We start from the raw sequence: 12,691 nt of genomic DNA, 5'->3' as shown, positions 1-12,691 counted from the left end.
TACGAAGTAGGTCGGGCCGGTTCCTTGGCACCCATTTGCCAACGCAAGCATTTGCTCTGCGACTGCCGTTGGCGCGTTGACGGTGTTCTCGGCAAATGCCTAGCATCGGAATGGTTGGAGGGGAATCGAACAAGGGGGAGTCACCGCAACAATAGGGGAATCACCGCAACGTAGCGCCGACGGTCATGATCGTCATATATGCCTACGTGCGGAGTCGACGGGGGTCACCGGGGTGGTCGGTGCGCATCAGCGTGCTCTAGCGGCTTGTCGCTCACATAAACCGCATGAGAGTCGGAGTGCTCATGTCCGAACGCGGCCCACGACTGATCGTTATCAATCGAGTTACCGACTGGAGTCGAAAAAATGGCTCATCCAAGGCAAACCACGGAGAAGGTGCGACACACCCTTCCCGGTCTTCGACAGCTGCAAGAACTTCGACCGGGGGGATGCGACCGGTTGTATGAGGTGTCGGCGACTGGTATATCCAGCCAGTCCGGCCTGCTTCGAAACTCGGCAACTGAGGGCTACGCTTTGGGTTATCCGATTATGCGGAACAATGATCCGGATGCACGTATCAACGGATATGCCGGCCGCGGGAAGCTCGCAACGGCAAAATCTTCGGGTACGGTCGTACAGGTCGACGGCGGGACTGTTGTTCCGGACGTCAGGTTCCTGATTGTTGATGACTGCAAGCTGAATCGTGAGAACCTCGGTGCCATGTTCGCTGCCCATGGCTGTTCCGAGCCGGCGATGGCGTGGGACGTGCCCTCATTGTGTGCCGCGCTCGGTGAAGCCGCGCCAGAGATTGTTCTTTTCAACATGGCTACCCGCGACAACATGACGTTGCTTCGACGGGTGAGGGATACGTGCCCCGAAGCGAAGATGATCGTCGTCGGCATCTCGGATGACGACGAATCGGAGATCGTCGCATGTGCTGAAGCGGGCGTGTCCGGCTACCATCTGCGGGCGGAGTCGCTCGGCGACTTGCTCAACCTCCTGGCCAGGGTCGCTGGCGGGGAGTCGCTTTGCTCCCCAAAGGTTTCCGCAATTCTGCTCAGGCGACTGTCGACTCTTGCTTCTCAGCGGCAGCCTGAGGTGAAAGAACTAGTGCTTACTACACGCGAGATCCAGATCCTTCGATTGCTCGAATCAGGTCTCTCGAACCGGGACATCGCAGACCACCTGTGCATTGCGCTGCACACGGTGAAGAACCATGTCCACAGCGTGTTATGCAAGCTCGGGGTCAGCACCCGAGCAGAGGCAGCAGCCTATTTCAGGTCCAGCCAGAATCATGAACTGGCGGGCGAGATCTAGCCCCAGAACCGCCTCAAAATGGGTCCGACGGCCCATATACGGCCACGTACCCGTGGGTTGATAGTGGTTTGGTGCCATACGCATTAGGTGGCGCCCGAGAAGCGATGTGGTCTGAACCCGCATCGTTGAAGGCTGACTTCTCATCGGGTGCGTTCACGACCAGGCGCGACCTCGGGCCGTGGGGATAGACGATGTCGGAGAGCGCAGCGTCCGAACTGTGGATGGCAGCAAGCCGATCCCGCACGGTCAGTATGGTTGCTGACCGCTTGAGCCGAGCGCTTTGGCCGTCACCGGGAGATCAGCGCCAGCGCGATTTGCTGGTTGCCCCGCCGACGGCCGTCGGGCAGCCAATAGATGACAATGGAAATCCAAGCAGGTCAGATTATGCGTCGAAAGACATCAGAAGGCAGGGGCACGACACTTCGCGAGGGTCAGCGAAGCTAGCGAGCACACCGGAGCCGACGCCCGATGTCGCAACGTGGCACGGTCCGCTCGACGTCGAAGCAGTGTTGATCATCGATGATTGCACCCTCTTTCGGGAGAACCTCGCAGCCATCTTGGCCGCGCGGGGAATAGCCGTCGTGGGCATGGCGTGGGACTTACACTCGCTGGTGGCATCTTTCGACACAACAAGTGCAGATCTGGTGTTGCTCAATATGGCGACTCGAGATAGTCACCTGTTGATGCAGGCAGTGACGGACATCAGTCCGGGGGCACGGATCATCGTTGTGGGCACTCCAGAAGACGATGATGAGAAGATCATCGCATGTGCCGAAGCAGGAGTGGTCGGCTACCACATGCGCAGCGAATCGCTCGACGACCTGATCTCGTTGATACACAATGTCGCTGGTGGAAAATCGATCTTCCCGCCGCCGGTATCGGCAGTTTTGCTCCGGCGCCTGTCGAACCTGGCGTCTCAGCCTCAACGACCGGGGCGGGGCCTAGTCCTTACGGCTCGCGAGGGCCAGATCCTTAAGATGCTGGAACTAGGACGGTCAAACAGGGATATCGCTGCAGAGCTCGACATCGCCGTGCACACGGTGAAAAACCATGTGCACAACCTCCTTTCAAAGCTCGGTGTCAATACGCGTGCTGAGGCGGCGGCGCGTTCCCGCGCCATGTCGTATGAACGATCCGCACGCAAGAACTAGGCCATGGTCTAACCAAAATTGGGTCTGATGGTCCATATACGTCGAACGCTAGACCATTGATAGTGAAGTGGTGCTTGGTGAATTAGCTCGAGCCCGTAATCGGCGGCCACTGGCGAACGGATTGGCTCCCCACCGCCGGACGCCAGTGGCACCACGACAGGTGTCGGCCTACTCGCACCAAGAGTGCCTCTGATGTGTGGCATCGTTGCGTGCCGCACGCATGAGCCCGCCGTCGACTACTTGCGCGTCGCGCTACGCCGACTCGAATACCGCGGTTACGACTCAGTCGGTATTGCTCTGCAAACCACCACCGGCGATCTCGCGCGGTTCCGAACCGTCGGCCGGGTAGCAGCACTTGACAGCCTGGTGCGCGACTGGGCCGGCCCGCAGTTCGATGGGGTCGGGATTGGTCACACCCGCTGGGCGACCCATGGTGGGGTGACGGTGACCAACGCACACCCGCACGCCGATTGCACCGGACAAATCAGCCTCGTGCACAACGGCGTGATCGACAACGCAGACGCTCTGAGGAATGCCCTAGCGGCGTCGGGTCACAGATTCACGTCCTCCGTCGACAGTGAGGTGCTGTGTCACCTGATCGAAGATGCGCGGACGCGTTGCGGGGATCTCTTTGAGGCCCTGCAGTTAGCACTTACCCGCGTCGAGGGCTCGTGGGCATTGGCCGCGCTCGAAGCGGGCACGGGCCAGATCACCGTCGCGGCTCACGGTTCCCCGCTGCTGGTCGCCCGTACTCCTGATGGTGATTTCGCAGCAAGTGATTTCGCGGCGATTGCCGACTGGGCCGACCAGTATCGAGTACTTGATGACGGTGACGTCGTCGATCTGACAAGCAGCGATCGATGGAGCCATCGCGGAATCGCCGCTCTGCCACCGGCAGTGACGCGATCTACGTGGCAAGGTCGCGACGCTGACTTGAACGGATACACCGACTACATGGCCAAGGAGATCGACGAACAACCGGAAGTCGCAGGCAGATTGCTCGATGAACTCGAGCGCGGAATCGCGACCGGGGCGCTCTGGAATGAACTCGAACTGGCCCCATTTGAACGCCTGCGCGTGATCGGGTGTGGCACGTCGCTCAATGCCGGACATGTGATCGGCAACTTGGTACGTCGCCTCGGCCGTGTACCGGCTACGACCATTGTCGGCAGCGAGGCGGCCGAGGAGATCGCGGACGCACATCAGCTCTGCTTGGTGATCAGTCAGTCTGGCGAGACGGCCGACGTTCTGCATGCTGTCAAGTCGGAAGCGGTAGCTGGATCGCCTCTCTTGGCCCTTACAAACAGCTCGCACTCGACGTTGGCACGCCAAGCAGACGCAATGATCACATGTGGCGCCGGCCCTGAAATCGGCGTGGCTGCAACTAAGACCTTCATATGTCAGATCATTACCGGTGCAGCGCTGATGATTTCCGCGCTCGTCGCTATGGATCGGCTCAGCGCTCGGTTGGCTGCTCGACTGGTCGACGATCTTCGACGCTTGCCAGATCAGCTTGCGGCTGCAGGCGCGGTCGCCAAGTGCTTGGTGCCACCGCTCACCGAGGAAGTTGAGGGGGCCGGCGGCTTCATCTTCATCGGCAGGGGATCGGGGCTGCCATACGCGGCCGAAGGCGCGCTCAAGCTCAAGGAACTCACGTACCGATGGGCCGAGCACTGCCCCGCAGGAGAACTCAAACACGGACCACTCGCGCTGATAGGCAACGGAACTCCGGTCGTCGTCGTAGATAACGCCGATCCAAAACTGGCCACCAACGTTGCGGAGGTCGAGGCCCGGGGTGGTCGAGTGATCACTATTGGTCCGGCAGGCAGCACCGTGCCCGTAGTCGACGATCCACATGCGCCGTGGGGTCCAATCGCCGCCGCTGTACCGCTGCAGGTACTGGCCCGCACGCTCGCACTGGCGTTGGGCCGAGACGTCGACAAACCCAGAAACCTCGCCAAATCAGTGACGGTCGAGTAATCCGATGTACCGCCAGCCGCAGACGAGTCCGCTCATGCCCACGATGACTGGGAACGAACCCACCGCATCCGAGGCGCTCGAGCGCGCTTGGAACGAACTAGAAAGGGCGCGCGAAGCGTTCGCCCGAATTGATGGTCATCGTCAGGCCGAGTGCGCCCGGTTGGCCATCGACGCCGCAGCCACTGTATTGGCCGACCCCGCTTCGGCTCGTCGCGAAGTCGTTGCAGCGCACTGCATTCTGCGAGAAGCACTCGCGCTTGACGGTCGGCCGAACACGTGCGGGGTTGAGTGCATAGACACCAGCGCCGAAGTTTCCAGCCTTTCGCCAGAGGACCAGAAGTGGCTCCCAAACCATATGTTGCTACCAGTTCCTGGCGAAGTCCGCGCCGGATTCAAACATGGCATCCGCCGAGCGATTGCTCTTAGGAAGAGAAAGAGGGATGCAGCATTGCATGCCCGACAGATTGGGGGAGAAATCCGATGACCCAGACATTGTCCCAGAACGGATTCAAGAGTTCCCGAAAGGAACGATGGCACAACGACGATCAGGTCAAAGGTAAACGGTCACGTGCGGTTGCGAAGATCGAACCGACTGTCAGCTTGATCATTCCGGTTCGGAACGAGGCGCGGAACATCGGCTTTGTGCTGGAGCAGATCCCCGACGAGGTCAACGAGATCATCCTGGTCGACGGAAACTCTACGGACGCGACGTTGATCACCGCCCGGAGTTACCGCCCCGACGTTCGGGTGGTGGCCGAGGTAGGCGTCGGCAAGGGCAGCGCACTGCGGACAGGTTTCTGGGCTGCGACGGGCGACATCATCGTCATGATGGACGCGGACGGCAGCATGGCGCCGCAAGAGATTCGGCACTTCTTGCATTTCCTCAGGAACGGGTACGACTTCGTGAAGGGATCACGATTCATCGTGGGTGGCGGGTCGTTGGATATCACTCCGTTTCGACGGCTTGGTAACCGATTCTTGCTCGGCGTGTTCAACGCCCTTTATGGCACCACGCTCACCGACCTGTGCTACGGCTTCTGCGCCTTCCATCGTCGTTATCTCGATCACCTTGCCCTCTCGGCGAGCGGGTTTGAAATCGAGGCAGAGATGACTGTGCGCGCGATGCAGGCCGGTTTGCGTATCGCGGAGGTGCCGAGCCTAGAGATGCCGAGGCGGGCAGGGAAATCCAATTTGCATGCAATTCGAGACGGCATGCGTGTCCTGAAAACTGTTGTGCGGCATAGGCAGGCGGGTAAATCGAGACGCCTCATTCAAAACCCGTCGACTCATCTTGATTCGACACCGGTGTCAGAGGCGCAATGAGCACGCGATTGATCACCGGCGACGATCTTGTCGGCCGAACCGACATTGAGGTGAGTACCCCGCCGAAAAGCCTTGTGATGGCCGCAGTGACCACCGACGTTATCCACCGTCGGCGGGGCCGCTGGCCCGCCCGGCTCCGCCGACACCACAAAGCTGATCGCGCAATGCGCCCAAGGTTAGGAGATTGCTGATAATGCGAGCCCTTGTCACCGGCGCCGCCGGGTTCATCGGGTCCAACCTGGTCGACCGTCTCTTGGCGGACGGTGACCAGGTGGTTGGAATCGACAACCTGAGTACCGGCGATGCGGACAACCTCACACAGGCGATTCGCTTCAACCGAATGAGTCCTGGCCGCTTTACGTTTCTGCGGCTCGATGTTTCAGCGCCAGAGCTCCGAGATGTCGTCGCTGGCACCAACCCCGACGTGATCTTCCATCTTGCTGCTCATGTAGACCTTCGTGCTTCGGTGTCCGATCCCCAATTCGACGCTCGCAATAACGTTTTGGGCACGATCAATCTGTGTGAAGCCAGCCGGCATGCCGGCGTGCAACGCATCGTCTATGCGGCGTCTGGCGGATCACGATATGGGGCACCAGCGACGCTGCCGGTGGGGGAGAGCTGCCAGGTCGATCCGCTATCGCCGTACGCGGTCGCCAAGCTCGCCGGTGAGCTGTATCTGCGTGCCTACGCGGGGATGTACGGCATCGCCCCAATCTGCCTGGCGTTGGCCAATGTATATGGGCCGCGGCAAGATCCGCGGGGGGAGGCTGGCGTGATCGCGGCTTTCGCCAGTGCCATTGTCATGGGCCGCTCCGGCACCATATACGGAGACGGCAGCGCCACCCGCGATTACGTATACGTCGATGACGTCGTAGACGCCTTTGTGCGGGCCGCCCGGGCGCCTGTCGGTACAACCGGCGTGTATAACATCGGCACTGGTAAGCAGACCAGCGTCGCAGAAGCCCACCGGCTCATTGCTGCGGTGCTCGATGGGGCGTTGCCGCCGTGCTACGGCGCGGCGCGAACCGGCGAATTGCACACCATCGCATTAGATGCGAGTAAAGCCGAGCGGGAACTCGGGTGGAAACCTGCCGTCGACCTCGCGGAGGGAATCGAACGCACGGTCCGCTGGCTTCGCAACATCATTGATCCCGATCCCGCCGCATTCGCCGGAGTTTGAGGCGGGTTGTCATGGCGAACGTGAGTGACATCGCGGGCAGAAAACGGTACCGGGCGCGCCTTGGCCCCTTGGCCGCCGCGGCATTGACGGCGGTCGGCGGACTTGGGATCGGGCTGGGCGTCGCGCAATCGTCGGAACGCTCCGGTCACACGTTGATCGTGGCCTACTTCCTGGTGGTAGCGCCTACGCTCGCGATCGCTCGAATGCTGCCGACCGCCAAAACTGCTGTCGCCCTGATCGTGGGGGCTGCGGGCTCCGTCGCTATCAACGCCCTTGTCGTGCAATCAATGTTGTCGGCCAACGCGTGGTCGCCTCGTGCAGGTGTCGTCGCCGTGGGTCTAATCGCAGCCCTGCTGTGGCTGGTGCCGACTAGTAGGCCGGGTGCCGAAATCCATCATTTCCCGCCGTCGGATAACGGTGATCCTCTGCCACATCGTCAGATACGCACGAAGAGAGATGCTGAATGACCGCGGCAACGCCCCAGCGCTCCCTCACCCTATCCGTGGTGATCTGCGCCTACACATTCGATCGGTGGGACGACGTTCTCGCCGCCGTAGCGTCGGTCCGGGGCCAAACAACGGCACCACAGGAGATCGTCGTCGTCGTCGACCACAATCCCGACCTCTGTCGCCGCCTGCGCACAGCCCTGCCCGACGTGACGGTCGTCGCGAACCGGAAGCAGCGCGGGCTGTCTGGCGGCAAGGACACGGGCGTCGAAGTGACTTCCAGCGACGTGGTGGCCTTCTTGGACGACGATGCTGTGGCCCACCCCGACTGGCTCAGACACTTTCGCGACGCCTACACCGACGAGCGCATCGTTGGTGTAGGCGGTACGACGCTGCCGCTGTGGGAATCCGCCCGCCCTCGGTGGTTCCCGGAAGAGTTCGACTGGGTTCTGGGCTGTACGTTCACCGGCAGGGAACCCGGCCCTGTCCGTAACCTCCTTGGTGGCAACGCCTCCTTCCGTCGCGAGGTGTTCTCGGTGGCGGGCGGGTTCCCGAGTCACATCGGCCGGACCTCCGCGCAGCGTCGTCCTCTGGGTTGCGAGGAGACGGAGTTCTGTATCCGGGTGAGCCAGCATCGCCCCGACTGGACATTCGTCTTCGAACCGCAGGCGGTGATCTGGCACCGCGTGCCGGCCGAGCGGGAGCGGTTCTCTTATTTCCGCTCCCGATGCTTTGCCGAGGGATTGTCGAAGGCGGCCGTGACACGCAGCGTGGGCGTCGCGGATGGGCTCTCGGTCGAGCGGACGTACACCGCTCGTACCCTCACGCGAGGTATGGCGAGAGGGCTCGGTGAGGCGCTGCGCGGGGATCGCGCCGGGATAGAGCGCTCGTGTGCCATCTCCGTCGGACTGCTCGCTGCTGCAGCGGGATATGCCCGTGGCGGCGTGCCCCTCCGCCGGCGACCCGTGTTGACGGAGGCGAAATGACTGAGTCGGTTCCGATCCTCATGTATCACGCAGTTTCCGAAAACCCCTCAGCCGCAACGCGACGTCTCTCCGTTACTCCACGCTCACTGGACGAGCAAATTGCTTTCCTGATGAATCGCGGCTTCACCGGCATGACCTTCTCGGACCTGGCCGACGCCTTTGAAACCGGTAAACCTTTGCCTGAGCGGCCGGTGGTCCTTACCTTCGACGACGGATACGCGGACTTCGCATGCACGGCCTGGCCCACTCTTCGGCGCTACGATTTTCCGGCGACGGTTTTCGTCACGAGCGGCTGGATCGCCGACGCAGGCCGGAATGCAGCTGGTAAGCCGCTGGGCCAGATGCTGAACTGGGCGCAAGTCCGCGAGCTCGCGGCGGCGGGTATCGAAATCGGGGCCCACAGCCACAGCCATCCCCAGCTCGACCAGCTCGCTGACGGCACGCTGTGCCAAGAACTCCGGCTCGGCCGGGCTCTGCTCGAGGACTGCATCGGTGCACCGGTCCGAGCCCTTGCCTATCCCTTCGGCTACTCGACTCCGCGGGTACGGCTCGCCGCTCGAGCGGCTGGCTATCGCTGTGCAGCGGCCGTGAGGAATGTCCGAGCGACCTCATCCGACGACATCTTCATGCTTCCGCGGCTCACCATCCGCCGCAGCACCAACCAGACCGTCTTCGCCTCGATCATGAGCGGCGGCGACAAGCGAATCTTCCGACGGGACCGCCTGCTGACGGCAGGTTGGGCGTCTGTACGCAGCGCTCGACGGGCCGGAAGGCGGGTGCTGGCCCATGCATGAGCCATTGAGCACGACGCTAGCCGGTAGCGACGAGGTTGCTGTCTTGGCAAAGCCCGAGGCCGGTCGGCGACGTCTGGGAGACCAGCCCTTCTTGCGGAACGCCTATGCCCTCGTTCTCAACACCGCCATCTCGGGCGTTCTCGGTCTGGTGTACTGGGTCCTCGCGGCGCGCTACTACGACGATTCCGATGTCGGTCGCGGATCGGCCGCCATTTCGGCGTTGATGCTGTTGACGGGCTTGGTGTCGGTCAACTTCGCGGGCACGCTGAATCGCTTCATCCCCAACACCGGAAGGCGTACGGTCGCCGTGGTCGCGTTCGCCTACCTCGCCACGTCCGCCGCAATCGCCGTGCTTGCCGTCGTCTTGCTTTTCACCCTCAATCGCGTGGGAGGGCCGGCATACGACCTGCTCCGCGAGCCCCAGACGCGAATGTGGTTCGTCGCCGCAGCGGTTGTCGCGAGCGTCGTCACGTTGCAGGACAGCGTATTGACAGGACTGAGGGTGGCGGTCTGGGTGCCTGTCTGGAACGCCGCGTTCGCCGTTGCCAAGATCGTGCTTCTGGTGGTGCTGGCCCATTCCATGCCCCGATCCGGGGTGTTCTTCTCCTGGATCATTCCCATGATCGTCGTCATGTTCCCGGTGAACCTGTTGATCTTCGGCAGGCTCCTGCCCAGACACGTGCGTACGGCGACGCACGAGGTCGAGTTCTCGGCTGCACAGATCGGCCGGTTCTTCGTCGCTGATTATCTGGGCGCGCTGGTTCTTTACGGGACCATGTTCGTTGTCCCGGTGCTGGTGGCATCCCGTGTCGCGCCGCACACCTACGCGTATTTCTTCTTGGCCTGGTCCATCGCCATCATGATGAATCTGGTGGCCGTCAACATGGCCGTATCCATGGCGGTGGAAGGTGTGTACGACCCTTCGAGCTTGGCCGGCTATTGCCGATCTGCGCTCACTCGAGCCCTGGGTTTGCTTTTGGTCGGATTTGTCGCGATCAGCCTTGCAGCTCCGTACACGATGGGGCTGCTCGGTGCCGGATACCTCGACGCTGTGCCGTTGCTCCAGCTGTTGGCCTTGGCCAGCTTGCCCAGTGCGGTGGTGGACATCTACGTCGGCACGCTACGTGCGCGAACCAGGCGAGTGCGGATCATCGCGGTGCAAACCCTTCGGGCAGTGACGGTGTTGGGGCTGGTTGTGGTCGCGCAGCACTACCACGAGGTGTTCGTGCACTTCGGTGATCCGAGGTTGACCGCAGTAGGGGTGGCAGTTTTGCTAGGCCAGCTCATCGTGACGCTGGTTGTGCTTCCAGATCTTGGCAGGCTTCTCGGGTGGCGTCGGCGACTTGCGTCGCCGGTCAATGCACGCGAGGAGGCGATATGTCTCAACTGATCTACGCGGAAAACAGCCAACTCGTCGGAGCAGTGGTCGCTCCTCGGCCCACCACCGATGAAGCGCAGCCTGGGCGGCCTAGACGGCGCGGCGGCCAGGGCGTTCGCGTGGCGATTCTGTGTGTCCTGACCGTAGTGGCAGTCGCGTTCTATTTCGCAAAGTTGCGCAGCGTTGACATTGACTCCATGACCGGTCTTGGGCTGATCTCAGTCCTGCCAGTGTCGATGTTGATCGGGCTAGGACTTCATATCGTCGGCTTCATTGGGGCGCTCTCACTGCCGCAGCGTTGCGTCTGGTTGCTCTGTGCCCAATTGGTGCTACTTGTCCTGATGTTGCACGGCAGCACGATGCTGCTCGAGTCCGCGCCGCGCTTTCAGATCGCATGGGCCCATGCCGGCTTCGTCGAGTTCGTCAATCGCACCGGGACCACGGCGCCGGCCCTCGACTATCGATGGTCCTGGCCCGGATTCTTCGGGCTCGCCGCGTTCTGGATCGGTTCGGGCAAGCTGGAGACGCTGCGCACCGTCCTTACCGTGATGCCGGTGCTGAACAACCTGCTGTACCTGGTTGCGCTCGGGCTGCTGATGACCACCTTCCGGATGTCCTGGCAGGCAAAGTGGCTGGCGGCCTTGTTCTTTTGCCTCCTCAATTGGGTCGGGCAGGACTATTTCTCCCCTCAGGGCTGGACATTCCTGCTCTACCTGCTCTTCGTGGGCTTTCTCATCATGTGGTTCCGCACGCCGCACGCAACGTCGTGGGATGTTCCGAGGCCCTTTCGTTGGGGAAGCAGGCTGTGGCAACGGCTTTGGGGCGATGCATCGCCAGGCGAGCTGCCGCGCCGGACGGCTGGATCGGCGGAATGCATTGTGGTGCTTGCCGTCCTGGTGGGCCTGTTCGCCACGGCCACCGTCAGCCACCAGCTGACTCCTTTCGCCATGCTGATCACCTCCGCCGGGCTGGTCGTCGCGCGTCGGTGTGCGCTCACGGGGTTGCCCGTGCTGCTCGGCGTGATGCTTATGGCGTGGATCAGCTATATGACACAGGCGTACTGGGCGGGCCACTTCTACGAGGTGATGAGTGGCGTCGGGGATGTCGGTGGATCGGTGTCCTCGAACGGAGTGAGCCGAGCTAGCCTCGGCAACGCCGACCACCAACTGGTCGTCCGCGCCCGAATGGTCTCGGCGGTGCTGGTCTTCCTTATGGCCGGCTGTGGACTCATTCGCCGGAGGCGGCGAGGGATCGAGGACCGCGTGCTCCTCGTGCTGACCGCCGCGCCCGTCGGCCTGGCGCTCATGCAGAGCTACGGCGGCGAGATGGCCTTGCGCGTCTACTTGTTCGCGCTTGCTCCGGCGTGCGTGCTCGGCGCATTGGCCTTTTTTCCCTGCCCAACATCGCGTCCCTCGACGCTTGCGCGATGCGGCGCCGGCGTATGCGCGCTGGTTTTGATGTTGTGCTTCTTCGTCACCCGCTATGGCAACGAGGCGTTCGAACGGATTTCCGACGGGGCGGTCAGCGCGGTCCAGAAGATCTACGAGGAAAATTCTGGCATCGTCAAGTTCCTTTACACCTCCAATGTGTCAGAGGTCGACTATCCCCCCTTCATGCCGCTCGGCTACCGCGACTTGGAAAGGGTCCGGCTGGTGAACATGAAGGCGCCGATCGATCCGTCCGACGTGACAGAGGTGCTGCGGAACCTGAGGGATCAAGGGCCGGGGACATTCCTGATCACCACGCGGAGCCAGGAGGCGTTTCTTGAAATCGGCCAGGAATACCCGAAGGATTGGGGCGAGCGACTTCGCCACGCGCTAGCCGCCGCCCCCGGGGTTCGGGTGGTTGTCGAGAACGCGGACGCGGCTGTTTATACCCTCGATTGGCCCCCAGGGTCGGTAGCCAAGCCTGTCCTGCCACCGCCAACTGGATTGCAGCTGTGGCGTACGCCTTGGACCCCGCTGGGTGTGGCGTTTCTGGTCATGCTGTTGGGCGTTCTGGGCACGCGTGAGGCGTTGGGAGTTCGCCTGGCACCTGACGAGCTCAGGCGGCTGCGCCCACTTACCTTCGCCGCGGTGCCGCTTTTGGTTGGGTTTGTGCTCGTCGTCTTCGAGCGATTCGTATTGCTGATTTCATGAG

Annotated in this window: 10 protein-coding genes; all 10 read left to right on the top strand. The window is 62.1% G+C overall.

The window, feature by feature from the left end:
• Positions 1 to 546 precede the first annotated feature (546 nt).
• The 10 genes from MYCSM_RS27985 (at position 547) to MYCSM_RS27935 (ending at position 12,690) form a co-directional block, all read left to right on the top strand.
• Entirely contained in the window at positions 547 to 1,314 is a 768-nt protein-coding gene (locus MYCSM_RS27985) for a LuxR C-terminal-related transcriptional regulator (protein WP_051073827.1), read from the top strand.
• Positions 1,315 to 1,820: 506 nt separating this feature from the next.
• Positions 1,821 to 2,465 carry a LuxR C-terminal-related transcriptional regulator gene (locus MYCSM_RS27980; RefSeq protein ID WP_232425684.1) on the top strand — a complete coding sequence of 215 codons (645 nt, stop codon included), beginning with the start codon at positions 1,821 to 1,823 and terminating at the stop codon, positions 2,463 to 2,465.
• 192 nt (positions 2,466 to 2,657) lie between these two features.
• Positions 2,658 to 4,445 carry a glutamine--fructose-6-phosphate transaminase (isomerizing) gene (glmS, locus tag MYCSM_RS27975; RefSeq protein WP_015309546.1) on the top strand — a complete coding sequence of 596 codons (1,788 nt, stop codon included), beginning with the start codon at positions 2,658 to 2,660 and terminating at the stop codon, positions 4,443 to 4,445.
• Positions 4,446 to 4,925: 480 nt separating this feature from the next.
• Positions 4,926 to 5,768, top strand: a complete 843-nt coding sequence (locus MYCSM_RS27965; protein ID WP_015309544.1) for a glycosyltransferase family 2 protein — start codon at positions 4,926 to 4,928, stop codon at positions 5,766 to 5,768.
• A gap of 193 nt (positions 5,769 to 5,961) precedes the next feature.
• Positions 5,962 to 6,948, top strand: a complete 987-nt coding sequence (locus MYCSM_RS27960) for an NAD-dependent epimerase/dehydratase family protein (protein ID WP_015309543.1) — start codon at positions 5,962 to 5,964, stop codon at positions 6,946 to 6,948.
• Positions 6,949 to 6,968: 20 nt separating this feature from the next.
• Complete coding sequence (locus MYCSM_RS35380; RefSeq protein ID WP_232425683.1) at positions 6,969 to 7,415, top strand: hypothetical protein; 447 nt, start codon at positions 6,969 to 6,971, stop codon at positions 7,413 to 7,415.
• Positions 7,412 to 8,380: a glycosyltransferase family 2 protein gene (locus MYCSM_RS27950; RefSeq protein WP_015309541.1), complete on the top strand. Its 969-nt coding sequence runs from the start codon at positions 7,412 to 7,414 to the stop codon at positions 8,378 to 8,380. The genes MYCSM_RS35380 and MYCSM_RS27950 overlap by 4 nt, the downstream gene beginning before the upstream one ends.
• Positions 8,377 to 9,174, top strand: coding sequence for a polysaccharide deacetylase family protein (locus MYCSM_RS27945; protein ID WP_015309540.1), 798 nt, complete (start codon positions 8,377 to 8,379; stop codon positions 9,172 to 9,174). The genes MYCSM_RS27950 and MYCSM_RS27945 overlap by 4 nt, the downstream gene beginning before the upstream one ends.
• Positions 9,175 to 9,217: 43 nt before the next feature.
• Positions 9,218 to 10,564 (top strand): lipopolysaccharide biosynthesis protein, encoded by a 1,347-nt coding sequence (locus tag MYCSM_RS27940; RefSeq protein ID WP_157681412.1) that lies wholly within the window; start codon positions 9,218 to 9,220, stop codon positions 10,562 to 10,564.
• Positions 10,552 to 12,690: a hypothetical protein gene (locus MYCSM_RS27935; protein ID WP_015309538.1), complete on the top strand. Its 2,139-nt coding sequence runs from the start codon at positions 10,552 to 10,554 to the stop codon at positions 12,688 to 12,690. The genes MYCSM_RS27940 and MYCSM_RS27935 overlap by 13 nt, the downstream gene beginning before the upstream one ends.
• Position 12,691: the final 1 nt, after the last annotated feature.

Source organism: Mycobacterium sp. JS623 (assembly GCF_000328565.1).
In the GTDB taxonomy this organism is placed as follows: domain Bacteria; phylum Actinomycetota; class Actinomycetes; order Mycobacteriales; family Mycobacteriaceae; genus Mycobacterium.
This window is presented reverse-complemented; position numbering and strand designations above follow the sequence as displayed.